This is a genomic window from Streptomyces mutabilis, from assembly GCF_046628145.1.
GTDB classification, from domain to species: Bacteria; Actinomycetota; Actinomycetes; order Streptomycetales; family Streptomycetaceae; genus Streptomyces; species Streptomyces mutabilis.
Genome location: NZ_CP176874.1, coordinates 6,273,212 through 6,296,969, shown reverse-complemented (window position 1 = coordinate 6,296,969; position 23,758 = coordinate 6,273,212). Strand labels below are relative to the sequence as shown.

At 73.7% G+C, this 23,758-nt stretch carries 20 protein-coding genes; 7 read left to right on the top strand and 13 right to left on the bottom strand.

Annotation, left to right across the window (positions count from 1 at the left end):
• Positions 1 to 19: 19 nt before the first annotated feature.
• On the bottom strand, positions 20 to 2,539 hold the full coding sequence (locus ACLIN4_RS28365) for a DUF1963 domain-containing protein (RefSeq protein ID WP_411576368.1): 2,520 nt from the start codon (positions 2,537 to 2,539) through the stop codon (positions 20 to 22).
• A 187-nt stretch (positions 2,540 to 2,726) separates the two neighbouring features.
• Between ACLIN4_RS28365 and ACLIN4_RS28360 the strand changes: the two genes are divergently transcribed.
• The 4 genes from ACLIN4_RS28360 to ACLIN4_RS28345 are packed head-to-tail and all read left to right on the top strand — an operon-like array spanning position 2,727 to position 6,048.
• On the top strand, positions 2,727 to 3,578 hold the full coding sequence (locus ACLIN4_RS28360; RefSeq protein WP_289912911.1) for a TetR/AcrR family transcriptional regulator: 852 nt from the start codon (positions 2,727 to 2,729) through the stop codon (positions 3,576 to 3,578).
• Positions 3,579 to 3,632: 54 nt separating this feature from the next.
• On the top strand, positions 3,633 to 4,526 hold the full coding sequence (locus ACLIN4_RS28355; RefSeq protein ID WP_107478108.1) for a 3-keto-5-aminohexanoate cleavage protein: 894 nt from the start codon (positions 3,633 to 3,635) through the stop codon (positions 4,524 to 4,526).
• Positions 4,527 to 4,555: 29 nt separating this feature from the next.
• Positions 4,556 to 5,572 (top strand): 3-hydroxyacyl-CoA dehydrogenase NAD-binding domain-containing protein, encoded by a 1,017-nt coding sequence (locus ACLIN4_RS28350; RefSeq protein WP_107478107.1) that lies wholly within the window; start codon positions 4,556 to 4,558, stop codon positions 5,570 to 5,572.
• Positions 5,569 to 6,048, top strand: a complete 480-nt coding sequence (locus ACLIN4_RS28345) for a thioesterase family protein (RefSeq protein WP_290014466.1) — start codon at positions 5,569 to 5,571, stop codon at positions 6,046 to 6,048. Before ACLIN4_RS28350 ends, ACLIN4_RS28345 begins: the two co-directional genes overlap by 4 nt.
• Before the next feature lie 158 nt (positions 6,049 to 6,206).
• Here the strand turns inward: ACLIN4_RS28345 and ACLIN4_RS28340 are convergent, their stop codons facing one another.
• From ACLIN4_RS28340 to ACLIN4_RS28305, 8 genes are all read right to left on the bottom strand, one after another.
• Positions 6,207 to 8,552 carry an SWIM zinc finger family protein gene (locus ACLIN4_RS28340; protein ID WP_411576367.1) on the bottom strand — a complete coding sequence of 782 codons (2,346 nt, stop codon included), beginning with the start codon at positions 8,550 to 8,552 and terminating at the stop codon, positions 6,207 to 6,209.
• Entirely contained in the window at positions 8,549 to 11,506 is a 2,958-nt protein-coding gene (locus tag ACLIN4_RS28335; protein ID WP_411576366.1) for a DEAD/DEAH box helicase, read from the bottom strand. The genes ACLIN4_RS28340 and ACLIN4_RS28335 overlap by 4 nt, the downstream gene beginning before the upstream one ends.
• A gap of 110 nt (positions 11,507 to 11,616) precedes the next feature.
• Positions 11,617 to 12,198: a sugar kinase gene (locus ACLIN4_RS28330; RefSeq protein ID WP_107478104.1), complete on the bottom strand. Its 582-nt coding sequence runs from the start codon at positions 12,196 to 12,198 to the stop codon at positions 11,617 to 11,619.
• The gene (locus ACLIN4_RS28325) at positions 12,195 to 13,343 is read right to left on the bottom strand and encodes an ROK family glucokinase (RefSeq protein ID WP_100044432.1); all 1,149 of its coding nucleotides are present in this window, start codon (positions 13,341 to 13,343) and stop codon (positions 12,195 to 12,197) included. Before ACLIN4_RS28325 ends, ACLIN4_RS28330 begins: the two co-directional genes overlap by 4 nt.
• A 91-nt stretch (positions 13,344 to 13,434) precedes the next feature.
• Positions 13,435 to 14,274 (bottom strand): ATP-binding cassette domain-containing protein, encoded by an 840-nt coding sequence (locus ACLIN4_RS28320; RefSeq protein WP_107478103.1) that lies wholly within the window; start codon positions 14,272 to 14,274, stop codon positions 13,435 to 13,437.
• On the bottom strand, positions 14,271 to 15,311 hold the full coding sequence (locus tag ACLIN4_RS28315; protein WP_107478102.1) for an ABC transporter permease: 1,041 nt from the start codon (positions 15,309 to 15,311) through the stop codon (positions 14,271 to 14,273). Before ACLIN4_RS28315 ends, ACLIN4_RS28320 begins: the two co-directional genes overlap by 4 nt.
• Positions 15,308 to 16,312, bottom strand: a complete 1,005-nt coding sequence (locus ACLIN4_RS28310) for a sugar ABC transporter substrate-binding protein (RefSeq protein WP_100044435.1) — start codon at positions 16,310 to 16,312, stop codon at positions 15,308 to 15,310. The genes ACLIN4_RS28315 and ACLIN4_RS28310 overlap by 4 nt, the downstream gene beginning before the upstream one ends.
• Before the next feature lie 299 nt (positions 16,313 to 16,611).
• The gene (locus tag ACLIN4_RS28305) at positions 16,612 to 17,349 is read right to left on the bottom strand and encodes a myo-inositol degradation transcriptional regulator (protein ID WP_100044450.1); all 738 of its coding nucleotides are present in this window, start codon (positions 17,347 to 17,349) and stop codon (positions 16,612 to 16,614) included.
• A 130-nt stretch (positions 17,350 to 17,479) separates the two neighbouring features.
• Between ACLIN4_RS28305 and ACLIN4_RS28300 the strand changes: the two genes are divergently transcribed.
• A complete protein-coding gene (locus tag ACLIN4_RS28300; protein WP_100044436.1) occupies positions 17,480 to 18,505 on the top strand; it encodes a Gfo/Idh/MocA family protein in 1,026 nt (341 codons plus the stop codon).
• A gap of 217 nt (positions 18,506 to 18,722) precedes the next feature.
• On the opposite strand, the gene ACLIN4_RS28295 is transcribed toward ACLIN4_RS28300, so the two are convergent.
• Positions 18,723 to 19,403 carry a response regulator transcription factor gene (locus ACLIN4_RS28295; protein ID WP_290014462.1) on the bottom strand — a complete coding sequence of 227 codons (681 nt, stop codon included), beginning with the start codon at positions 19,401 to 19,403 and terminating at the stop codon, positions 18,723 to 18,725.
• A 96-nt stretch (positions 19,404 to 19,499) separates the two neighbouring features.
• Positions 19,500 to 20,759 (bottom strand): sensor histidine kinase, encoded by a 1,260-nt coding sequence (locus ACLIN4_RS28290; protein ID WP_411576365.1) that lies wholly within the window; start codon positions 20,757 to 20,759, stop codon positions 19,500 to 19,502.
• Positions 20,760 to 20,929: 170 nt separating this feature from the next.
• Between ACLIN4_RS28290 and ACLIN4_RS28285 the strand changes: the two genes are divergently transcribed.
• Complete coding sequence (locus tag ACLIN4_RS28285; protein ID WP_107478099.1) at positions 20,930 to 21,130, top strand: hypothetical protein; 201 nt, start codon at positions 20,930 to 20,932, stop codon at positions 21,128 to 21,130.
• A gap of 30 nt (positions 21,131 to 21,160) precedes the next feature.
• On the opposite strand, the gene ACLIN4_RS28280 is transcribed toward ACLIN4_RS28285, so the two are convergent.
• Entirely contained in the window at positions 21,161 to 21,556 is a 396-nt protein-coding gene (locus tag ACLIN4_RS28280) for a ribonuclease domain-containing protein (RefSeq protein WP_100044440.1), read from the bottom strand.
• A 155-nt stretch (positions 21,557 to 21,711) separates the two neighbouring features.
• On the opposite strand from ACLIN4_RS28280, the gene ACLIN4_RS28275 reads away from it, so the two are divergent.
• Complete coding sequence (locus tag ACLIN4_RS28275; protein WP_289912897.1) at positions 21,712 to 22,485, top strand: SDR family oxidoreductase; 774 nt, start codon at positions 21,712 to 21,714, stop codon at positions 22,483 to 22,485.
• 109 nt (positions 22,486 to 22,594) lie between these two features.
• Here ACLIN4_RS28275 and alc read toward each other — a convergent pair whose 3' ends face one another.
• Positions 22,595 to 23,725, bottom strand: coding sequence for an allantoicase (alc, locus tag ACLIN4_RS28270; RefSeq protein ID WP_107478110.1), 1,131 nt, complete (start codon positions 23,723 to 23,725; stop codon positions 22,595 to 22,597).
• Positions 23,726 to 23,758 lie beyond the last annotated feature (33 nt).

Below are 23,758 nucleotides of genomic sequence, written 5' to 3'. Positions count from 1 at the left end.
CCCCGGCGCTTCGCGGTGGTCAGGGGTTGGCGTGCATCTGGACGGTGACCCGGTCGAAGCGGCGGGCCGCGAGGTCCTGGCGGGTGATGGTCCAGTACAGGATCGACATGGGGAACCCCACCCACTGCGCGAGCAGGACCCAGTCGTCGGGGTCGGTGCCCCGGTCACCCGCCGCCGCGTACGCGGCGGCGGCCACCGGGTCGCCGTAGCCGTCGAAGTCGGCGGCGTGACCTCCGAGTTGCCAGTCCCCGCCGCCGTCGATCCGGTCGGACCAGACGTCCCGCAGGGTCTCCGCGTGGGGATGCCGGGCGAGCGTCTCGTCGTCGGGCGGCGTGGACGGCAAGGAGACCCCGGGTACCAGTCGCAGCTCGCCGACCCCGCGCAACTCGGCGTCCAGTTCCTCCGGGCTGTCGTACTCGTAGATCTCGTAGTCGGGGGACGACTCCCGTTCCTCCACCGGGACCCCGGCCGGTACGTACACGGCGCCGCCCGCGGGCCAGGGTTCCAGGTCGGCGTTGACGAAGAGGAGCAGCGTGCCGTCCGGCGGGAGCGGCAGGTCGGTCGCCCCGTCCGGGACGGCGGAGAGATCGAGCGTCAGGATGAGCTGGTGGTGGAGTTCGTACTCCTCGCCCGCCGACCCGTAGCTGTCGCCGGGGGTGGGGAAGTCCGGCGGGAGCATCAGCGGCCCGCCGAGCCTGCCCACCACCGGCCCGCTTCCGTCGGGAGCCGTCCGCAGCATCGGGCGTGCGAGCCCGAGCCACCGGTTCACGTCCGGCGCCGGAACGCCTCGTTCCAGGGCCTGTTCCCTGAAGCGGTCGAGCCACCGGAGCGTTGCGGCGGGCAAGGTCCGGGCGGCCGGGGACAGCACCCCGTCGCCGAACTCCCAGCCGGGTTCCGGCGCCGCGACTCCCGGCTCGCCCAGGCCGGCCAGCCACTCCGCCGCCGACCTGCGCGTCATCTCCGCGGCACCGTCCAGCGCCGCCCGCGCGGCGGCCCGCGAGCCCGGGCCGTCGCCGAGCACCCGGCGCGCGGCCAGGCGGTGCCGTGAGACGCCGAGCGCGATCGACGTCAGGCGGGGGACCGACGCCTTCGGGACTTCCGGGAAGCACTCGAGGATCGTCAGCATCATGTGGGTGGTGTCGACGGCCTCGTCGTCAGGGTGCCGCCTGGAGTCGAAGCCCTCCAGGTACTCGTCCACCAGGTCCGGCCGCTCGGCCAGCAGCGGCCACCACCGCACGGCGTCCTCGGGGGTCAGCACCGCGCCGATCCTCCGGCCGAACGCCCCGGTGTTCCGGGTCGTCAGGAGCGCCACGACCCGGCGGTCGGCGTCGGTCATCCCGGCCTGCCGCAGTGCGTTCCGCAACACCCGGACGTCGGGTATCCGCGCCAGCCGCTGCTCGACGCCGGGCCAGAACCAGTCACCCTCCAGGCGGCTGGCGGCCGGTCGGGTGTTCAGCTCCGCCAGGAGGCCGGCGTCGGTCGGCGGCGCGGTCGGCGGGAGGGGGACGACGGCACCGGGCCCCTTCGCGAGAGACGCCCGGTCGGCCGCCCGGCGCAGTGGTTCCGCGCGCTCCGCGTCGAGCGGGTGCCCTTCCGGCGCCCGCAGGGCGTCCCGGATCGCCGCGGGACCGCCGTCGACGTCGGACAGGCGCCTCAGGACCGCGCCGAGGCGGTCCGGTGCCGCCGTCCGCAGGTGCGGGCGCAGCAGCTCCACTTGCCGGGGCCCGTCGAGCCAGGCCAGCGCGGCGAGCGCCTCGGCCCGCACGGAAAGGTCCTCGTCGACGGTCAGGGCGGCGAGGAGGCCGGCGTGCTGTTCGGCGTCGCGCGCGCACCGGAGTGTCAGGAGTCGGCGGGGGCCGGGCCCCGCCGCCGTGACGATCTCGGGGAGGACGTCGGCGTGCCGGGCGAGGAACGCGTCGCCGGCGTCCGTCGCCAGGAGCGCGTACCGGTGCGTCGAGTACCTGTCGTCGTCGATGTGCAGCAGCGTCGTCAGGGTCGTGTGCACGGGCGTACGGCCGGGGGCGCCGCCGGCCCCGGCGACTTCGCTCACCAGGTCGGGGGTCCATCGCGTGCGCGCCTGGTGGGAGGCCTCGGACCGGGACCCGGTGGCTTTGAGGACGTTGTCCGTCAGCGTGGTGAGCCAGGTGGTGGGATGCGGACGGTCGGAGGTGGCGAGCGCGTGCAGCAGGTGCCCGAACCGGGCGAGGACGTCGGCCGGTGCGTCGCGGTAGACGACGAGCCGGGCGGCGTCGCCGGCCTCGGAGCTCCATCCCGGCTGCAGGTCCGCGACGGGGGCGACGTGCTCGTCCCTCCAGTTGCCGCCGGCGGACACCATCTTCCCGGCCGGTGTGGACCGTACGTCGTCCAAGGCGGCCAGGACCTCCGGTCCCGTGCCCCGCAGGACGTACCCGACCGCGCCGTCGAAGGCCCGGCACGACCTCAGTGGCGCGAGGCAGGTGCGCAATTCGGTCGCGAGGTCGGCCGGGGTACCCGTCGGAGGCTGAGCGGCCCCGGTCTTCTCCATCTCGTGCTGCGGCATCCGGGGAGCCTACCGAGGTCCGGGGCAGGCCCGTCGCCGGGCATCGCGTCGGCGTGCGGCGGATCCGCGCAGGACGCCGCTCGCCTGACTGACACGTAAGTCAGGCATCTCAATAGCGTCATCCACCAGCTGATCACCTGACCCTGTGTGTTGGCTTTTCCGCAACACACCCCTAGGGTCGTGCCCCGTGGAAACCGACGACGCCCTCGAAGGCACACCGACCGCCGCCACCCGCGTACGCGAGGTCATCGCGGCCGCGGGTGTCAGCCAGCGCGAGTTCGCGCGCCGGGTCGTCATGGATCCGTCCAAGCTCTCGCGTTCGCTGAGCGGCACCCGCCGCTTCACGGCCGCGGAGCTGGCGCGCATCGCCGACGAGGGCCGGGTCGACGCGGGCTGGCTGCTCGGCACCCGGCCCCGCGAGAAGGACTCGGCGCCGGCCGCGGGCGTCGAGGGCGGGCGACCGCTGCAGATCGTCCGCGAGACGGTCCGGCTGATCGCGGAGCACGGCTTCCACGCGGTGCGGGTCGCCGACATCGCCCGCGCCTGCGCCACCAGCAGCGCCGCGATCCACTACCACTTCCCCGGCCGCGCGGAACTGCTGGAGGCGGCCGTGCGCTGGTGCATGGACGAGGACACCGCGCGGCGTGCCGCCCGTCTCGCCGAGGCGGACGACGCGGCCGAGGAGCTGCGCCAGCTCATCGCGCTCCAGACGCCGCGCACCGAGCAGCAGCGCCGCCAGTGGGCGGTGTGGCTCGACCTGTGGGCCGAGGCGGCGCGCTCCACGACGGTCGGCCGACTGCACTCCGAGTACTACCGGCAGTGGCGGGAGACCGTCGCCGACGTCGTACGCCGAGGTGTCGGACAGGGCGTGTTCCGCGCCGGGATCGATCCGCAGGCGGCGGCACTGACGCTGACCGCGCTGATCGACGGCCTGGCGACACACGTCCTCTCGGTGAGCGGACCGTCGTCGGCCGCCGCCGCGGACGCGATGCACGCGGCACTGACCGCCCATGTCGACCACACGATCCTGGCCCCGTAGGCCAGAGGCCACCGAAGTCCCGTAACCGCCCCTGCCCTTCCGGGAGGCCCCCGCATGCCCATGACCGAGAACGTCATCATCACCTGCGCGCTCACGGGCGCCGGTGACACCGTCCGCAAGAGCCCCCACGTCCCCGTCACCCCGGAGCAGATAGCCCGGAACGCCGTGGAGGCGGCCGCCGCCGGAGCGGCCGTCGTCCACATCCACGTACGCGATCCGCAGACCGGTGAACCGTCGCGCGACCCGAAGCTGTACCGGGAGGTCGTCGAGCGCGTCAAGGAGACCGGCACCGACGTCGTCATCAACCTCACCGCCGGCATGGGCGGCGATCTGGTCATCGACCCGGACGACCCGCTCACCCACCTCCCCGGCACCGACCTCGTCAGCGGTCTGGAACGCCTCCCGCACGTCGAGGACCTGCTGCCCGACATCTGCACGCTGGACTGCGGATCGCTCAACTTCGGCGACGGCTCGAACCTCTACGTCTCGACGCCCGACATGCTGCGTACGGGCGCGCGGCGCATCCAGGAGCTGGGCGTGCGGCCCGAGCTGGAGATCTTCGACACGGGGCAGCTCTGGTTCGCCAAGCAGCTGCTCGCCGAGGGCCTGCTCGACGACCCGACCGTGTTCCAGCTGTGCATGGGCATCCCGTGGGGCGCGCCGGCGGACCCCGGAGTGCTCCAGTCGATGGTCAACATGCTTCCCGACGGCGCGCGTTGGGCGAGCTTCGCGCTCGGCCGGATGCAGATGCCGTGGGTCGCGCAGTCCATCCTGCTCGGCGGGCACGTCCGCGTGGGCCTGGAGGACAACCTGTACCTCGGCAAGGGCAACAAGGCGACCAACGCCCAGCTCGTCGAGCGGGCCGTGACCATCACCGAGTCGATCGGCGCACGCGTCGCGACACCGGACGAGGCCCGCGCCACGCTCGGCCTCAAGCCCCGCAAGTAGTCCGCCGCGACGACGAAGGAGCAGCACTCATGGCCTCACCCGAGACGGGCTCGCACGAACCGGCGGCACCCGAGGCGGCGTCACCGGAGACCACCTCCCCGGAGAACGTCCGCCGCGTCGCCTGCGTCGGCGCCGGAGTCATCGGCGGCGGCTGGGTCGCCCACTTCCTGGCCCGCGGCTACGACGTGACCGCCTGGGACCCGGCGCCCGACGCGGGACGGAAACTGCGCCGCCTGGTCGACGCGGCGTGGCCGGCGCTCACCTCGCTCGGCCTCGCCGAGGGCGCCTCCACCGACCGGCTCACGGTCACCGACACGCTCGAACAAGCGGTGGCCGACGCCGAGTTCGTCCAGGAGAGCGCGCCCGAGAAGCTCGACCTCAAGCGCGATCTGCTGGCCCGCCTGGACGCGGCGACACCACCCGGCGTCGTCATCGCCTCCTCCACCTCCGGCTATCCGATGACCGACATGCAGACGGCGGCCGCGGACCCGTCGCGCCTGGTCGTCGGCCACCCGTTCAACCCGCCCTATCTCATCCCGCTCGTCGAGGTCGTCGGGGGCGAGCGCACCGACGCGACGGCGGTCGCCTGGGCCTCCCGCTTCTACGAGGTCGCGGGCAAGTCCGTCATCACGATGCAGGACGAGGTACCGGGCTTCATCGCGAACCGCCTCCAGGAGGCCCTGTGGCGCGAGGCGCTGCACATGGTCGCGAACGGCGAGGCGACGGTCCGGGACATCGACCTGTCGATCACCGAGGGCCCCGGGCTGCGCTGGGCGGTGATGGGGCCGATGCTGACGTTCGCGCTCGCGGGCGGCGAGGGCGGCATGGCGCACATGCTCGACCACTTCGGCCCGTCCCTGAAGTCACCGTGGACGCGCCTGGAAGCGCCGGAACTGGACAAGGAGTTGTACGACGCCGTGGTGGCGGGCTGCGACGAGGCGGCGGACGGCCGCTCCATCGCGGACCTCGTGGCCGAACGCGACCGGGGCGTCATCGAAGTGCTGCGCGCCACCGGCCGCCTGGGCCGCGGGGAGGACTCCCGATGACGAGGCTCCCTCTGTTCCACAGCAGGGTCCGTCCGGAGTGGATCGACTACAACGGCCACATGAGCGAGGCCTTCTACGTCCTCGTCTTCGGTCACGCCACGGACGCGCTGATGATCGAGACGGGCCTGGACTCCGGCTACCGGGAGTCCACGGGCTGCTCCCTCTACACGGTCGAGTCCCACCTCCGCTTCCTCCGGGACGTGCCCGAGGGCGCCCGTGTGGCCGTCCGCACGCGCGTGCTGGGAGCGGCGGCGCGCAAGGCACGCTTCGCGCACGAGATGTACGTGGTCTCCGGACCGGATTCGGAGCCGCCGCCCGACGCGGCCCCGGTGGCGACCACGGAGCTGCTCGCGGTCCACGTCGACCGGCAGGCGGGCCGCGCCGCCGAGTTCCCGGACGCGATCCGGCACCGCTTCACGGAGCTGACCGAACCGGCTCCGGACTGGGCGGGCCGCTCGATCGCTGCCGTGGGCTGACCGGGAGGGCCTCGACGCCCTGGAGGATTTCCGCCAGGGCCACCGGTGTCGTACAGGTCCAGGACGCCGTCACTCGGAGGGAACGCGGGCGTCGAACGCGTCCGGCAACCTGCTCGAGAGGTACCTCTCGCCTCGTCGGTCGAGCCACGGGCAGCATGTCAAAGGTCGTCGGACCCGCCCAGGCCGGTCAGCGCGCCTACCGGGTCGAGGTCGGGGGTGCCGCGCGGCCACCAGTCGTCGCGGCCCGGCTCGGACTCGTAGGCGTACCAGAGTCCGGTGCGGCCGAGCCGGAGCTGGACGTGGCCCTGGGGGTGGGTGAGGCGGTTGCGCCAGGGGCGGAAGGCGGGGAGGTCGGCGGCGAGCAGCAGGGGTCGGGCGCGGTCGAAGCGGCCGGCCGGGGGGTCCCAGGCCTGCTCCAGGACGTCCAGGCCGTCGGGTCCACCCTGGCGCCAGGCGGCCACGGCGCGGGCCAGCTCCGCCGTGTCCCGGCCGGCGGCCCCGGCGAGGGACGCGTACAGCGCCCGGGTGCCGGCGGTGAGGCCGGAGCCGGGGCGGGCCGCGGCGAGACGGACCGCGTCCTGCCACAGCGTCAGCCCGCCGACCGGGTCGCGGCCCGTGGTGAGCAGGGCGTGGGCGCGGGCGGCGGCGTCGGTGGCCAGCTGGTCCAGCGCGAAGGGGTCCGGACCGCCCGGGGCCGCGGGGTAGGCCGGGGGCTGTTCGGGGTGCGGGGGCGCAGGCAGCGGCGCCGGGAGCGGTGGCGGCGTGCGCGCCGCCAGGACATCGGTGGCGCGGACGCCGGGCAGCGGCGCCGGCCCTCGGTCCTGGGCTGCGCGTGCGGAGCGGGCCGCGTTCCTCCGGGACAGGTCGTCGAGCAGGGTGCGTTCGCCCCGGCCGCGCAGCAGGAGCAGGACGAAGGGGTCGGCGTCGAGCAGGCGTGCCGTCTGGTAGCAGAGCGCCGCGGCGTGCTTGCAGGGATGCCCGGAGTCGGGGCAACTGCACTGCGGAGCGAGATCGCCGGGGCCGGGAAGCAGGGGGACGCCGCAGTCGGCCAGGGAGTGCGGCAGCTCCTTGTCGAGCAGGGCGGCGATGTGCCCGGGCCGCTCGACGGCGGCGTCCAGGAACCGCTCCCAGTCGGTGTCGTCGAGCGTGCGCAGCCGCACCTGGACCCGGTACGGACGGGGACGGCTGCCTTGCACGTACGCGAGGACCAGGCCGGGGGTGACGGTGATCGCGTCGACGTTGCCCCGCTCGGCGTACCCGCGCCCCCGGGCGAGCCGCGCGGTGTCCAGGGCGCCCTCCTCCAGAGCGGTCACCCAGGCGTTGCCCCACCAGGTCGCGGCGAAGCCGTCCTCCGCCGACGAACGGGGCGGCAGGGCGGGGAAGGTGCGGCGCAGCTCGCCGTCCCGGTCCGGGGCGGCCATGGAGCGGGGCGCGCGGGGCCGCGCGGCCGGCTCGGAGGGCGGCGAGGAGAGGGCGTCTCCGTGCGCCTCCCGGTGCGGAGCCGGGCGCGTGGGCCGTCGCGCGGAGCCGTCCGGCACCGTCGGGGCGCGTTCCGGGGCCGGTGCCGACGGGCGCCGTCGTGGCGACGGGGCGTACGCCGAGGGGGGCGGGGTCGGCGCGGCGGCCGAGGGAGCCGGCGCCTTCGCGGGGCCCTCCGCGGACCCGTCGGCGGGCTCCCCGGTGAGCGAGGGCTCCGCTCGGGCCGCTGTCTCCCCTCGGGAGGGGCCCTCCCCCGCGGTGTCCGCCTCCACGGTGTCCGTCTCCACCGTGTCCGCCTCCGGAGGCAACCGGAAGGCGCCCGCGGCGAATTCCCGTACGGCACGGGCGCGGGCGTCGGCGGTGCGCGAACCGCCGGTCCGCTGCGGAGCACGGGCCGGCCGTCGTGACGTCGCCGTCCCCTTGGCCGCCGGCTCCGGCCTCGGCTGTCGGCGAGCCGCCCGCAACGCCTCGCGTGCCACGTCCCCGGGCCGGCCTTCCGCCGTGCGGCCGGAACGGTCCGCCGGGGTGGTGGCGGCCGCCGCACCTGCGGTGGACGGCCGAGCGGGCCGGTTCTCCTCTTCCGGCCGGCCCGCTTCCGTTCCCCGGTTGCCGGGCGGGTCCGGCAGGCTGTCCGGGGCCGCGTCCGGCCGCCCCGTGGCCCCGCCCGCGGTGCGGGCGTTGCGCAGTGCCTCGCGTGCGACGTCACCGGGGCGCGGCCAGGTGCGCTCCCCGCTTCCCACGGCCCGGCTCCGGACGTGGGGTCGGGGCTGGGCGTCGGGAGTCCTGTCCTGCCGCCCTGCCGTCGCCTCCTCGCCGGCGTCGGGGCCGGCGTCGGCAGCCGCGTCCGTGCCCGTGTGGGCGGTCGTTTCGGAGGCCGTTTCGCAGGCCGTTTCGCCGGTCGTTTCTGAGGCCGTTTCGCCGGTCGTTTCGGAGGCCGTCTGGGCGGCCGTGGCCTGGGTTTCCTCACCGCGCTCGCGCGCCGCGCGCAGTGCGCGGCGGGCCTCGTCGGCGGGACGGGGGGTCATGACGGCCTCCGCAGGGACACCAGGTCGGACAGTTCACGGGCCGTCAGTTCGGTCAGTGCCGACTCGCCGGAGCCGAGGACCGCCTCGGCCAGCGCCCGCTTGGACCGGAGCATGTCGGCGATGCGGTCCTCGACCGTGCCCTCGGTGATGAGCCGGTGGACCTGGACCGGCTGGGTCTGGCCGATGCGGTAGGCACGGTCGGTGGCCTGCTCCTCGACCGCCGGGTTCCACCAGCGGTCGAAGTGCACGACGTGGCCCGCGCGGGTGAGGTTGAGACCGGTACCGGCGGCCTTCAGGGACAGGACGAGGACGGGCGTCTCCCCGCTCTGGAAGCGGTCCACCATCCGCTCGCGCTCCGGAACCGGCGTACCGCCGTGCAGCAGGTCGACGGGGACCGCGCGGGCGAGCAGGTGAGAGGTGATCAGACGGGCCATGCCCACGTACTGGGTGAAGACCAGTACCGAGCCGTCCTCCGCGAGCACGGTGTCCAGCAGCTCGTCCAGGAGGGCGAGTTTGCCGGAGCGAGCGGTCAGCCGGTGGTGGTCGGAGGTGCCCGGCGCGTGTTCCTCCTTCAGGAACAGCGCGGGGTGGTCGCAGATCTGCTTGAGCGAGGTCAGGAGTTTGAGTACCAGACCCCGGCGCCCCATGCCCTCGGCCGCTTCGATGGCGGCCATCGACTCGCGCACCACCGCCTCGTACAGCGCGGCCTGTTCGCGGGTGAGCGGGACGGGATGGTCCGTCTCGGTCTTCGGCGGCAGCTCCGGGACGATGCCCGGGTCGGACTTCCTGCGGCGCAGCAGGAAAGGTCGGATCAGACGGGCGAGACGCTCCACCGCCTCCTCGTCCTCGCCGTTCTCCACCGCGCGGGCGTGCCGGGCGCGGAAGGACTTCAGGGGGCCGAGGAGGCCGGGGGTCGTCCAGTCGAGGAGCGCCCACAGCTCGGAGAGGTTGTTCTCCACCGGGGTGCCGGTCAGCGCCACGCGGGCGGGCGTGGGGATCGTGCGCAGGGCCTTGGCCGTGGCGGAGTAAGGGTTCTTGACGTGCTGCGCCTCGTCCGCGACGACCATGCCCCAGTGCCGCTCGGCCAGGGCCGCCGCCGCGGACCGCATGGTGCCGTACGTGGTGAGGACGAAACCGCCGGTCACGTCGTCCAGGGCGCGGTCGGGTCCGTGGAAGCGGCGGACGGGCACGCCGGGCGCGAAGCGGGTGATCTCCCGCTGCCAGTTGCCCAGCAGGGAGGCCGGGCAGACCACCAGCGTCGGCGCGGTGTGGGCCCGCTTGAGGTGCAGGGCGATGACGGTGACCGTCTTGCCGAGGCCCATGTCGTCGGCGAGGCAGCCGCCGAGGCCGAGGGACGTCATGAGGTGCAGCCAGGCCAGGCCGCGCAGCTGGTAGTCACGGAGGGTGGCGTGCAGGCCGGGCGGCGGCTCCGCGGGACGTACCCCGGCCGTGAGCCGGTCGCGGAGGGCGGCCAGCGCGCCGACCGGTACGACCTCGACCGTCTCGCCGTCGGCCTCCGCGCTGCCGGTCAGGGCCACGGACAGCGCGTCGACCGGGTCGAGCAGGCCGAGGTCGCGCCCCCGGGCCCGGCGGACGAGGGCCGGGTCGACCAGGACCCAGCGGTCGCGCAGCCTCACGACCGGGCGGTGGGCCTCCGCGAGGGTGTCCATCTCGGCCTCGGTGAGCGGGTCGCCGCCGATGGCCAGCTGCCAGCGGAACTGGAGGAGGTCCTCGCTCTCGAAGAAGCCGGTGCCGTCCGTCGCCGAGCCGGGCGCCGGCCGGACCACCGCGGTGGCGGTGAGGTCCTGGGCCAGGTCGCGGGGCCAGTGCACGGCGACCCCGGCGGCGGAGAGCCGGCCGGCCGCCACGCCCAGCAGGTCGGTGACCTCCTCCTCGGACAGGCTGAGGACGTCGGGCACGTCCTGCTCGATGAGCCGGTCCAGCGGCGGCCAGACCCGCGCGGCCCGCCGCACCGCCAGGGCCGCGTCCACACGCGCCCGGGGACCGAACGCCGCGTCCGCCGCTCCCGACCACAGGTCCGCGGCGTCGGCCACGAGGGTGGGGTCGGCGAGGTTGTGCACCTGCACGACCGCCGCCCCGGCACTGCGCGCGCCGCCGTTGCCCTCGGTGTCCCCGTCGAAGAGGTCGAACGCCGACAGGTCGAGTCGGAGGGAGATCCGCACGCCCGCGTCCATGCCGGCGGCGACCTCGGCGGCCCAGTCGTGGGCGCCCGGCAGGCGGTGGGCTCCGCGGTCGGCGAAGGGGCGGCCGCAGGCGTGGGGCGCCGCCGGGGTGCGCGGCAGGGTGTCGGCGACCGCGTCCAGGAAGGCGCGGATCAGCGCTTCCGGCTCGGGCAGCCGGATCGGGCCGGGGCCGTCCAGCGGGACCGCGTGTCCTTCCGGGGGCAGTGCGGCGGCCACCGCCCGCAGGTGCGCGATGTCGTCGGGGTCCAGCGGGCCGGCCCGCCAGGCGTCGTGCCCGGTCGGCGTCAGGCCGGGCAGCAACCGGCCTCGCGCGGTGAGCCGCAGGGCGTGCAGGGCGGCGGCGCCCCAGCAGGTGGTGGCCGGGTGGGCGGCCGGGTCGTGCCGGGCCCGCACCAGCAGGGGCAGGGCCTCGGTGAGTGGGAGCGACAGCGCGGGCGTCGTCCTGCGTCGTGCCCCGGCGCCGTGCCGCCGGACGACGGTGAGCTCCGTGACCCGGGCGGACGGCGGCGCACCGTGCCCGGGGTCCCCGTCGGCGGCGGACCCGGCCCCGTACCGCGCGAAGGCCTCGATGTCGGACCCGTCCCCGGTGTCCCAGAACGCGATCCGCCCGTCACGCGGAAGCGGTGCGGGCAGGAAGACGGCGGCGAGCCGGACGGGGACGAACGGAACGGCGTCCTCCGCCCGCCCGGTCCGCCCGGGTCCCTCGGCTCGCCCGGCGACCGGCCTGCCCGTCACGGCCACGTCGCTCATACGTCCTGTCACCTCCCGCCCGTCCGCCGGATCAGATGTCTTCGACTCTACGGGCGGGGTCTGACAATCGGCTCCGGCGGCCTGCCGGGGCCCGGACGCGCGGGTTTCGGTCAGGGCACCGTGCGGGAGACGACGTAGACCATCGGCCAGTCCGGATTCTTCATGTTCACCATGATGTCCTGGGTGGGCGCCGGGTTCCGCTGCTCGTTGACCAGGCCCCACCACGGGCCGGAGCGGCCGAAGTCCCAGCCGGTGACGCGCTGGGCACGGTCGCTGATGGCCATCTCGTCCTTCTTCAGCTCGTCCCGGTCGACGCCGAGTCCGGCCAGGAAGGCGTCGAGACCGGCTTCGCTCGTCTCGAACTGGACGTAGAGACGGCTGGTCTTCCAGTTGTTGGTCTCGTAGTACGCCATCTTGTTCGCCGGGAGCGGGACGGGTACCTCGTAGATGCGGCGCTGGAGCTTGGACGGCCAGCCCCGGGTCATGCCGGTCGCCGCGTACTTCGCCTCCTTCTTCCTGCCGCTGTCGCGGCTCTGGTTGGCGGAGATCACGAGGTAGCCGGCCGGGATGCCGATGAGCAGCACGATGATGAGCAGGGTGAGCGACCGGCGGCGGATCATGTGCCGGCGGTCCTCCGCCGGGGGCCGGGGTTCGTCCGGGGGCCCTGCCTGGTGGGGCAGCGATTCCGTCACAGTGACTCCCGGGACGTGCGGCGGGCCTCCGCGTACCGCTCGTAGCGCTCGTACCGCTCCACCCGGCGCCGTTTGGCGCGGCGGAAGCGGCGGGCGACCAGGCGGGCCAGGTCGGCGGCGCCCACCATGCCGGCCTCGGGTCCGAGCTGGGCGCGGACGATGCGGGCCTCGGGGCGGTAGCCGCGGCCGGTGAGCTGGCGCTTGAAGGCGTCCCGGGCGGGCCCGATCAGCAGGTCGTCGGCGGCGCTGACCCCGCCGCCGATCACGAAGCAGGACGGGTCGAGGGCCGCGGCGAGGTTCGCGATGCCGACGCCGAGCCACTGGCCGATGTCCTGGAGCAGCTCGACGCACATGGCGTCGCCGTCGCGGGCCAGCTCGGTGATCATCGGGCCGGTGATGTCGCCGATGCTGCCCTTGACGTGCTCGATGATCCCGTACGCCACCGGCGAGTCGGCGGCGGCCAGCTCGCGGGCCTCCCTGACCAGGGCGTTGCCGGAGCTGTACTGCTCCCAGCAGCCGCGGTTGCCGCACGGGCAGCGGTGGCCGCCGGGCACGACCTGCATGTGGCCGAACTCGCCGGCGACCCCGTACTTGCCCCGCTTGACCTGGCCGTCCTCGAGGATGGCGCCGCCGATGCCGGTGCCGAGCGTGATCATGACGAGGTGGTCCTCGCCGCGCCCGGCGCCGAAGCGCCACTCGGCCCAGGCGGCGGTGTTGGCGTCGTTGTCCACCAGGACGGGGACGGCGAGGCGGCCGGCGATGCGGTCGCGCAGCGGTTCGTTGCGCCAGGACAGGTGGGGGGCGAACAGGACGCGGTTGCGGTCGGCGTCGACCCAGCCGGCCGCGCCGATGCCGACGGCGTGCACGTCGTGCCGGTCGGACAGGTCCAGGACCAGTTCGACGATGGTGTCCTCGACGACCTTGGGGCTCTTGGACTTGTCCGGGGTCTCCGTACGGAGCTTCTCCAGGATGTTGCCGTCGGCGTCCACGACGCCCGCCATGACCTTCGTGCCGCCGATGTCGATGCCGACCGTGGGCACGCGGGGCGCCGTCAGGTGCGAGCGGCGTTCCCTGGTGCCCACGGTGCGCAGGACCGGGGCGCGGCGGGAGCCGATGGGGGCGGTGAAGTCGCGGTAGGTGCTCATCGGGTGCGATTGTGCCGCACGGCCGTGCCGGGTGCCGAATGCGACAGGGGGCGGAGGGCTCGGTTCATCGCCGGGTGCGGGTGCGTCGTGGTCACTCGCGCCCGCGCGGCGGAGCCGCACGTGACACCGTCCCGGGTTCCTGGGACCGTTGCAGCTCATGGCGTAGATCGTCCAGCTCGTTGCCGCCGGCCATCTGCGTCGTCAGCTCGTCCAGGGTGATGTCCTCGCGCTCGTGGTTGCCCACCATCGTGCCCCGCTTCAGCAGCACGAACCTGTCCCCCACCATGTACGCGTGGTGGGGGTTGTGGGTGATGAGAACAACACCCAGGCCCTGGTCGCGTGCCGCCGCCACGTACTTCAGGACCACGCCCGACTGCTTCACGCCCAGCGCCGCCGTCGGCTCGTCGAGGACCAGGACCTTCGCGCCGAAGTGCACCGCGCGGGCGATCGCCACGCACTGGCGCTCGCCGCCGGAGAGGGTGCCGATGGGCTGGTCGACGTCGCGCAGGTCGATGCCCATGCGCAGGAGTTCCGCGTGGGTGGTGCGGCGCATGTGGTCGACGTCCATGCGCTTGAAGGGCGCGATGCCCTTGCGCGGCTCGGAGCCCAGGAAGAAGTTGCGCCAGACCGGCATGAGGGGGACGACGGCCAGGTCCTGGTAGACGGTGGCGATGCCGCGGTCCAGGGCCTCGCGCGGGGAGGAGAGGCGGGTCTCCTCCCCGTCGAGGCTCAGGGTGCCGCCGTCGTGCTGGTGCAGCCCTGCGATGATCTTGATGAGGGTCGACTTGCCGGCCCCGTTGTCGCCCAGCACGCAGGTGATCTCGCCCGCGTGGACCTCCAGGGAGACGCCTTCGAGGGCGCGGACGTTGCCGTAGTTCTTGCTGACGCCGGACAGCTCGACGAGCGCCGTGCGTGCTTTCGTCCCGGTCACTTGGTGGCCTCCGCGCGCTTGCGGACCCAGGCGTTGAGCAGGGTCGCGAGGAGCAGCATCGCTCCGAGGAAGAACTTGAACCAGTCGGGGTTCCACTCGGCGAAGACGATGCCCTTGCTGGTCATGCCGAAGATGAACGCGCCGACCGCCGAGCCGACCGCGCTGCCGTAGCCGCCGGTGATCAGGCAGCCGCCGATGACGGCCGCGATGATGTAGATCAGCTCGTTGCCGACGCCCTCGCCGGACTGGACGACGTCGTACGAGAAGAGCAGGTGCTGGCCCGAGATCCAGGCGCCGAGACCGACGCCCATGTAGAGGCCGATCTTGGTCTTGGCGACCGGTACGCCCACCGCGCGGGCGGCGTCCTTGTTGCCGCCGACCGCGAAGATCCAGTTGCCGGCGCGGGTGCGCAGCAGGATCCAGCTGGCGACGGCGACCAGGGCGAGCCACCACAGGATGGTGACCTTGAAGCCGACGCCGCCGACGGTGATCGTGGAGGCGAAGACCTCGCGGGCGGAGTCGAAGCCCTCCATGTCGGCGATCGTCTTGGTGGAGACGGTGCCGCCGATGAGCTTGGTGAAGCCCAGGTTCATGCCGGTCAGCATGAGGAAGGTGCCCAGCGTGATGATGAAGCTGGGCAGCTTGGTGCGGGTGAGCATGAAGCCGTTGAAGGCGCCGATCGCCACGGTGACCAGCAGGGACACGCCGACGCCGACCCAGACGTTGGCGGTCATCTGGTAGCTGAACATCGACGACACCAGGGCCGACGAGGTGACCAGGACGCCGGCGGACAGGTCGAACTCGCCGCCGATCATCAGCAGCGCCACCGGGACGGCCATGATGCCGATCGTCGATGCGGCGTAGAGCACCGTGCTGAGGCTCGTGGCGCGCAGGAAGCTGTCGGCGAAGAAGGCGAAGAAGACGAAGACCGCGATCGCGCCGACCACGGAGCCCAGCTCGGGGCGGCCCAGGAGTTTCCGCAGCGGAGAGGTCTGCAGAATCCTTTCGTCTGCGTCCGTCGCCTGCGTGGCGCTCATCGGGTGCCCCGCTTGGTGTAGTCGGCCAGCTCGGCGGCGTCGTCCTTGGTGATGATCTGCGGGCCGGTGAGTACCGGCCGGCCGCCGCCGAGGACGTCGGCGTTGTACTTGTACAGCCACAGCAGGTCGACCGCTTCGTAGCCCTGGAGGTAGGGCTGCTGGTCGACGGCGAAGCCGAGAGAGCCGTCCTCCAGTCCGGCGGCCACCTTGGCGTTGAGGTCGAAGGTGTCGATCTCGGCCTTGCTGCCCGCGCCCTGCTTGGCCTTCACCGCGGTGTCGGCGTAGGGCGCGCCGAGGGTGACGACGGCGTCGACGGCCTTGTCGGTCTGGAGCTTGGCCTCGATGGCGGACTGCACGTCGGGCATGCTGGTGCCGTTGACGTAGAGCCGCTGGACCTTGCCGTCGAAGGTCTTCTCGACGCCGTCGCAGCGCTGCTCGTGGCCGACGTTGCCCTGCTCGTGCAGGACGCAGATCGCCTTCTCGCGACCGCGCTCGTTCAGCTCCTCGCCGACCGCCTCGCCGGCGATGGTCTCGTCCTGGCCGACGTGGGTGAGGGCGCCGAAGTCCTTGGACTCCGCGGAACCGGAGTTCACGGTGATCACCGGGATGCCCGCCTTCCGTGCGCGGTCCAGGGCGGACTTCATCGCGGTCGGCTTGGCGAGGGTGACGATGATGCCGTCGACCTTCTTGTCGATGGCCGCGTTCACGAGCTGCGCCTGCTGCTGCGCCTCGTCGTCGTGGGAGTACAGGAAGTTGATGTTGTCCTTCACCGCGGCCTGCTCGGCGCCGCTCTGGACGATGTCCCAGAAGGTGTCGCCGTCACCCGAGTGCGTGATCATCGCGAAGGTCCAGCGGGGCGTGTTCACCGCCGCCTTCCCCTGGGCCGACGCGGCCTTGCGGGCGTCCTCGGCGCGCTTGCCGCCCGTGCTGCTGCAGCCGGCCAGGGACAGCGACAGTGCCCCTGCCAGCGCGATGCCCACCCATGTCCGAAACCGTGCCACGAGGCCGTGCCCTTCTTGCTGTGCCGTGCTGTGCGTGCCGGGTTCCGCGGGAACCGCGACCGGGTTCCGGAAACCACAAACGCCCCATTGTCCGACATGGCGAACGAGCCTCCGGCGCCGGGGAGCAGACGTCGGTCACATTGTCCGGACATTGCGACGAACTCGCACGGCGAACCGCGGGGCGCCTCCGGACGGCGGGACGGCGCTCCTCGGGCCGTACCCGGGCAGCAGGTCAGCTCGGGACCGAGCGGCAGGTCACGGGCGCGCGAGCGGCAGGCCGGGACCGCACGCCCGCCGTGTCAGGACCGTACGAGCAGCTGGAACTCGAAGGAGTAGCGGGACGGCCGGTAGGTGTGGGTGCCGAACTCGACCGCGCGTCCCGTGTCGTCGAACGTCGTGCGCTCCATGGTGAGCAGGGGCGCGCCCTCGTCCTCGCCGAGCCGCTCCGCCTCCCCGGCGGTCGCGGCGCGGGCGCCGATGGACTGGCGGGCGCTGTGCAGGGTGATGCCGGCGGCCCGCATCAGCCGGTACAGGCCGGTGGCCTCCAGCTGCCCGGTGTCCAGGTCCACGAGGCCGGGCGGCAGGTGGTTGCACAGGTACGCCATCGGCTCCCCGTGCGCCAGCCTCAGCCGCTCCACCCGGTGCACGTCACTCCCCTCGGCGACGCCGAGCGCGGCGGCGACCTCGGCGGTCGCGGGGACCACGGTGTTGACCAGGACCTTCGTGGCCGGGCGCTGCCCTGCCGCCTCAAGGTCGTCGTAGAGGCTGCTCAGCTCCAGCGGGCGTTTGACCTTGCTGTGCACGACCTGGGTGCCGACGCCCCGGCGGCGCACCAGCAGACCCTTGTCGACCAGCGACTGGATGGCCTGGCGGACCGTGGGGCGGGACAGGCCGAGCCGCGCGGCGAGCTCGATCTCGTTGCCCAGCAGGCTGCCCGGGGTCAGCTCGCCGTGCTCGATCGCCGCCTCCAGCTGCTGCGACAGCTGGAAGTACAGCGGCACCGGGCTGCTGCGATCCACGCTGAGGTCCAGCGACACGGTCGGGTCCACTTCTGGTTTGGGCACGGGCCCGAGCGTAGCTCCGTGCGCTGTTGACGGGAAGTCGTGTAGTCCGATTGTCCGGACATACGCATTGACAGAGCCCGGGCTGTGAGCCCACTTTGATTCCATGCGCATCGGGGTCATCGGTACGGGCCGCATCGGCACCGTTCACGCCAACACGCTCAGCCGCCACCGGGACGTCGGCTCCCTGATCCTCACCGACGCCGACCTGGCGCGGGCGCAGGATCTGGCCCACCGGCTCGGCGAGACGGCGGCGCCCGGGGTGGACGAGATCTTCCGGTGGGGCGTGGACGCCGTCGTGATCACCACGGCGACGCCGGCCCACGCCGAGCTGATCGGCCGTGCGGCACGTTCGGGACTGCCGGTGTTCTGCGAGAAGCCCATCGCGCTGGACGTGCCGGGCACGCTGCAGGCGATCGCCGAGGTGGAGGCCGCCGGGACGGTCCTCCAGATGGGCTTCCAGCGGCGCTTCGACGCCGGCTACACGGGCGCGCGCGAGGCGGTGCGGTCGGGGCGGCTCGGCCGGCTGCACACCGTCCGGGCGGTGACCAGCGACCAGGCGCCGCCGCCGGCCGAGTACCTGCCGCAGTCCGGCGGGCTCTACCGGGACACGCTCATCCACGACTTCGACGTGCTGCGCTGGGTGACCGGGCGGGAGGTGGTCGACGTGTACGCCGGCGGGTCCGACGCCGGGCCGCCGATGTTCCGGGCCGCGGACGACGTGGACACCGGTGCGGCGCTGCTGACCCTGGACGACGGCACGCTCGCCACGGTGACCGCGACGCGGCTGAACGGCGCGGGGTACGACGTGCGCATGGAGCTGGCCGGTGAGCTGGACCAGATCGTCGTCGGGCTGGACGACCGTACGCCGATCGCCTCGACGGAGCCGACCGGGCCGCCGGCCGCGGACAAGCCGTGGACGGGATTCGTGGAGCGGTTCGGACCCGCCTACGAGGCGGAGCTGGCGGCCTTCGTGGAGGTGGTGCGCGGCGAGCGGGCCAACCCGTGCGACGGGCGCGAGGCGCTGCGGGCGCTGCTGATCGCGGAGGCCTGCGACGTCTCCCGGCGGGAGCGCAGACCGGTGCGGCCGGCGGAGGTCGAGGCGGCGGCCGCGTCCTCCGTGGCCGGGTGAGCGGCGTCGCGGACCCGACACCGGGCAGCCCGTGGGCGGCGCCCGCCCACCAGCGACCTGCGGAAGTCGTCGCCGGACTCCCCGGGTCGATCACCTCCGTCACGGCCGCCCCTCGCTCGCTCCCCGCGGACCGTGTCCGGCACGCCGCGTGCCCGTACTTCCCCGACGCGCGCCCGCCGGTGACCGACAGGCGCTGACCGTCGCGCCCGCCCGTCGGTCAGCGCCCGTTCTCCCCGTATTCGTCCAGGAGTCCCGCGTCGTACGTGAGCAGCGCGATCTGGACCCGGTTGCCGAGGTCGAGTTTGGCGAGGATGCGGGAGACGTGGGTCTTGACGGTGGCCACGCTCATGAAGAGTTCCGCGGCGATGGCGGCGTTGGCCAGGCCCCGGCCGACCGCGACGGCGACCTCACGTTCGCGGTCGTTGAGGGTGTCGATGCGCGCACGCGCGCGCGTGCGCCTGGTGTCGGCGGCGCCGCCCGCCGCGTGCTCCATCAGCCGACGGGTCACGGCGGGCGACAGGACCGGGTCGCCGGCCGCGACCTTGCGCACCGCGTCGAGGATCTCCGCGGGCGGGGTGTCCTTCAGGACGAAGCCGGCGGCGCCGGCACGCAGGGCCCGCAGCACCTGCTCGTCGGCGTGGAAGGTGGTGAGGACGACGACCTGCGGGGCGTCCGGGCGACCCCGCAACCGCTCGGTCGCCGTCAGGCCGTCCACTCCCGGCATGCGGATGTCCATGAGGACGACGTCCGGACGGGTGCGGTCGACCAGCTCCGCGACCTCGTCCCCGTCGGCGGCCTCGCCGACGATCTCCACGTCGTCGGCCCCGCCCAGCATGAAGGCCAACCCGGCCCGCACCAGCGGGTCGTCGTCCACGAGGAGCAGTCTGATCGCAGTCATGGCCCTCACGTAATCACGATGCCGGTGGCCGGGTCGCGGTCGCCGGCGGCCGGCTCTGTTCCCGTGACGGCGGCCGTCCGGTCGCCGGTGCCCCTCTCATCCCCACGGCAGCCGTGCCCGTACCTCGAAGCCGCCCTCCGGTGTGGGGCCGTGGTCCAGGGTGCCGCCGGCGAGCGTGGCGCGCTCGGTCAGCCCGATCAGGCCCTGCCCGGAGCCGGGCACGTGGGGCACCTCGCCCTCGGGCGGGGCGTTGCGCACGGTCAGGACGAGTCCGTGCCCCGGGGCTCCGGACGCGGAGACGGTGACCGCGGTGCCGGGGGCGTGCTTGCGCGCGTTGGTCAGGGCCTCCTGGGCGATGCGGTAGGCGGTGCGTCCGACGGAGGCGGGGACGGCGGCGGGGTCGGCGACCCGGCCCGCGAGGACGACCTTCATGCCGGCCTCGCGGGACTCGGCGACCAGCGCGTCGAGCGCGGCGAGCGTCGGCTGGGGACGGCCCGCGTCGTCGGAGTCCCCCGCGCGGAGCACACCGATGATCTCCCGCAGGTCCTGGAGGGCCTCGTGCGCGCTCTCCCGGATGACGCCGGCCGCCCGCGCCACCTCCTCACGGGACGCGTCGGGCCGGAACTCCAGGGCGCCGGCGTGCACGCTGAGCAGCGTCAGCCGGTGCGCGAGCACGTCGTGCATCTCGCGGGCGATGGCCTCGCGGGCGAGCCGCTGCGCCTGTTCGGCCCGCAGCCGCGCCTCCGCCTCGGCGTGCCGTGCGCGGTCGCGCAGGCTGAGCAGGAGCTGGCGCTTGGAACGGACGAGCAGCCCCCAGCCGATGACCGTCACGGCGAGCAGCAGGGCGATGAGGAGGGATGCCAGGAAGGGCAGGCCCGGTTCCGGACGCATCCAGTAGAACAGGGGCGCCACGGCGAGGCTCGCGCCGCCGATCCAGGCGACGTACCGGAAGGGCCGGTGCACGGCGAGCGTGAACATGGCAGCGAGGACGGCGCCGCCCGCGGTGGCCGAGACCAGCGAGACGGGCACCATGGCCACGGCCAGCCCGACCGGCCACCGCCGCCGGAGCCAGACGGCGGCGCAGGCCAGGGCGCCGATCACCTGGTCGGCGCCGGCCATGGCCGGGGAGAGGTTCGGCTCCTGGTCCAGCACGTCGGCGGCGAGCAGCCCGATGGTGACGGCCAGCAGGAAGCAGGCGAAGTCGACGAACCAGTCGCGCGCGGTGCGCCGGGTCCGCCGGCCGGGTCCCCGCGGTTCGGGGTACAGGTCCTCGACCAGCGCCGCCGGCAGCACCCAGCGCCCCTTGGCGGACGCGGGAGACGTCGTGGCCCGCTCGTCACTGTTCACAGTCGACAAATCTACGCAGCGGTGGGGGCCGGCAGTGCCGGGAGAACGGGATCACCGACCTAAGTCGCAGACCCGGCGACTTAGGTCGCGCCGGGGCAGGGACAACGGCGCCTTCGGTCGGGCATGGCTCGCCCCGCGGCCGATGCGTGTGGGGGGACCGCGGGGCGAGGGTCGGGGACATGAAGCAACTGCTGGAGTTCCTGGGCCTGATCGCCGTCCTTCAGGGCGCGATGGGCCTGGTGCACGAGTTCACCGACTGGGACATCGGTCTGGTGCGGCGGATCGGTTTCCTCGAGGGCCACGAGATCTACGCGAGCGTCGCGCTGCTCGCCCTCGGCGGCGCGCTGTTCGCCGCCGCCGAGGGCCGCAGGTCCGGGTGAGTCCGGTCCCCGGACCGGTGGCCGCCGCCGTCAGCAGCCGTGGTCGACGAGGTCGAACGACGCGTAGTGGTCGGCCGTGTAGTAGTCCTCCTGATAGTCCTCACCGGTGACGATGCGGCGGGCGCCCCGGGTGTCGGAGCCCGGCGTGATCACCGTGTACTCGTGGTAGTAGCCGGTGGACCGGCTGGGGAGGATGCCCTCCCGGTTCTGGAAGACGGTGCCGTCCTGCTCGAACGGATAGGGACCGCCCTGCTCGATCAGGTCGAGCGTGTCGTGGGCCTGGGACGGCAGGTCGCCGTAGCAGATGTGGCCGACCGCGGCGGGGGCCGCGCCGGCCGGGGTCGCGGAGACGGAGCCGCCCACGAGGAGGGCGGACAGGACTGCGGCTGCTGCGCCGAACCGAGCGACGCGTGGGGGGAATCGCATGACCTCATGATGACGCGCGTAGACAGTGGCATGTCAATGACAATTCCGTGGAGTTTCCCAGGACGTCATATGTGTTTTCGGCGCGTTCACCACCAGGGCAGGTCCGTGTCCGTTCGCCGCCAGCGCGGGCCGGGCCGGGCCGCTGGGATGGACCCATGAACACGAACACGAACACGGACTCGCTCGTTCGCCTCCCGGCACCCCTGACCGGCCGTGCGGCCCTGGTGACCGGAGGAAGTCGCGGCATCGGCGCGGCGACCGCGCTCCGGCTGGCGCGCGACGGCGCCGACGTGGCCCTGACCTATGTGAACCGCAAGGACGCGGCCGAGGACGTCGTACGGGCCGTCGAGGCGCTGGGGCGCCGCGCGGTGGCCCTGCGCGCGGACTCCGCCGACGCGGAGGAGGCGGCCGGGGCGGTGGAGCGCGCCGCCGACGCCCTCGGCGGGCTCGACGTGCTGGTCAACAACGCGGGCGTCGGGCTGCTCGGCCCCGTCGAGGGCATCTCGGTCGCCGATCTGGACCGGGTGCTCGCCGTCAACGTACGCGGCGTCTTCCTCACCGCGCGGGCGGCGGCGGCCCGAATGACGGAGGGCGGACGGATCATCACCGTAGGCAGCTGCATGGCCCTGCGGGTGCCGGGTCCCGGCGGCACGCTGTACGCGATGAGCAAGGCGGCGCTGGTGGGGCTCACCAAGGCGCTGGCCCGGGAGCTGGGCGGGCGTGGCATCACCGCGAACATCGTCCACCCCGGGCCGATCGACACCGACATGAACCCGGCCGACGGCCCGTACGCCGACGGGCAGGCGGCGCTGACCGCGCTGGGCCGTTTCGGCAGGGCCGAGGAGGTCGCGGCGACCGTCGCCCACCTGGCGTCGGCGGAGTACGTCACCGGGGCCGAGTTCGCGGTGGACGGCGGGCACGCCGCCTGACGCCGACGGCGAGGACCGGTCACCCGGTCCACCGCCGACGGTGTGCGGATGCGCGTGGGGCGCGCCGGTGCTGTCCAGGCCGGGCGCGCCCCACGGGTCGGTGACGAGGTCAGCCGCCCAGTTCCTGGTGACGGGCGGCGAGGTGGGCCGCGCCGTCCTCGGTCAGCGAGCCGAACAGGCGCAGGCGGGAGATGCCGCCGTCGGGGTAGATGTCCACGCGCGCGTGGGTGCCGACGGCCGCCTCGGGCAGGACGAAGCGGTGGTTGGTGTCGGGCTGCATCCGGGTGCGCGGCAGGACCTCGCGCCACTCGCCGGACTCGCCGTCCTTCACGGACACCGAGGCCCAGCCGGCCGAGTTGCCCTTCAGGTAGGCCGTGTCGATCTCGATCGCGCGGATCTGGACGCGGTCCACCAGGCGGTAGCTGATCCAGTCGTTGCCCTGGTCGCGGCGGCGGCGGGTCTCCCAGCCGTCGTCCATCTTGCGGGAGCGGCCCGGCTGGATGGTGTTGGTGGCGGGCGAGTAGAAGAGGTTGGAGGCGTCCTCGACCTGGCCGCCGTTCTCCAGGGCGACCACGTCGAAGGTGCCGAGGGCGGCGAGCCACGCCGGGTCGGGCACGACCTCGCCGTACACGCGCAGGCGGGCGATGCCGCCGTCGGGGTGCTGCTTGAGGCGCAGGTGGGTGAAGCGCTGCTCGGCGGAGACGGCGAAGCCGTTGGCCGCGTGGCCGCCGACCGCCGTGCGCGGGACGAGGGTCGTCCACTTCACGTCGTCCGCGAGCAGTTCCTCGGGGGACGGGGAACCGGCGACCGAGGTGCCCTCGACGGAGACCGCCTGCGGGTAGTTGCCGCGGAAGTGGGCGGTGTCGACGACGATGCCGCGGATCACGCCGGGGGCGCCGAGGCGGATCAGCGCCCAGTCGTGGTCGTCCTCGGTGGGCCAGGGGTGCTCGGCCGAGACGCCGCGGCGACGGCGGGTCTCCCAGCCGTCCATGACCTTGCCCTTGTGCCCGAAGTGCTCGGGGTCGAACTCGGCGCGCTCGGGCACCAGCAGGTTCTCGCGCTGGGCGAAGAACTCGTCGTTGGCGGCGACGACACCCGCGCCGAGCTGCCGGTCGGCAAGATTGGCGTACTGGGTGAAGGGGAGGTCGGCGGTGCGGTAGTCCGCGTACGGGTCGCCGCCTCCGTAGGGGTTCGCGTCTCCGGTGAAGCTGGCCAACGAGGTGTTCTGCTGGGCCGTCACGGTGATCAGGTGTTCCTCTCGGGTTCGTTCGAT

Bases quoted from the DNA above. Each gene is read 5' to 3' on its own strand.
- ACLIN4_RS28365 (WP_411576368.1), bottom strand. From the start codon at position 2,539: ATGCCGCAGCACGAGATGGAGAAGACCGGGGCCGCTCAGCCTCCGACG.
- ACLIN4_RS28355 (WP_107478108.1), top strand. From the start codon at position 3,633: ATGCCCATGACCGAGAACGTCATCATCACCTGCGCGCTCACGGGCGCC.
- ACLIN4_RS28350 (WP_107478107.1), top strand. From the start codon at position 4,556: ATGGCCTCACCCGAGACGGGCTCGCACGAACCGGCGGCACCCGAGGCG.
- ACLIN4_RS28345 (WP_290014466.1), top strand. From the start codon at position 5,569: ATGACGAGGCTCCCTCTGTTCCACAGCAGGGTCCGTCCGGAGTGGATC.
- ACLIN4_RS28340 (WP_411576367.1), bottom strand. From the start codon at position 8,552: ATGACCCCCCGTCCCGCCGACGAGGCCCGCCGCGCACTGCGCGCGGCG.
- ACLIN4_RS28335 (WP_411576366.1), bottom strand. From the start codon at position 11,506: ATGAGCGACGTGGCCGTGACGGGCAGGCCGGTCGCCGGGCGAGCCGAG.
- ACLIN4_RS28325 (WP_100044432.1), bottom strand. From the start codon at position 13,343: ATGAGCACCTACCGCGACTTCACCGCCCCCATCGGCTCCCGCCGCGCC.
- ACLIN4_RS28315 (WP_107478102.1), bottom strand. From the start codon at position 15,311: ATGAGCGCCACGCAGGCGACGGACGCAGACGAAAGGATTCTGCAGACC.
- ACLIN4_RS28300 (WP_100044436.1), top strand. From the start codon at position 17,480: ATGCGCATCGGGGTCATCGGTACGGGCCGCATCGGCACCGTTCACGCC.
- ACLIN4_RS28295 (WP_290014462.1), bottom strand. From the start codon at position 19,403: ATGACTGCGATCAGACTGCTCCTCGTGGACGACGACCCGCTGGTGCGG.
- ACLIN4_RS28285 (WP_107478099.1), top strand. From the start codon at position 20,930: ATGAAGCAACTGCTGGAGTTCCTGGGCCTGATCGCCGTCCTTCAGGGC.
- ACLIN4_RS28280 (WP_100044440.1), bottom strand. From the start codon at position 21,556: ATGCGATTCCCCCCACGCGTCGCTCGGTTCGGCGCAGCAGCCGCAGTC.
- ACLIN4_RS28275 (WP_289912897.1), top strand. From the start codon at position 21,712: ATGAACACGAACACGAACACGGACTCGCTCGTTCGCCTCCCGGCACCC.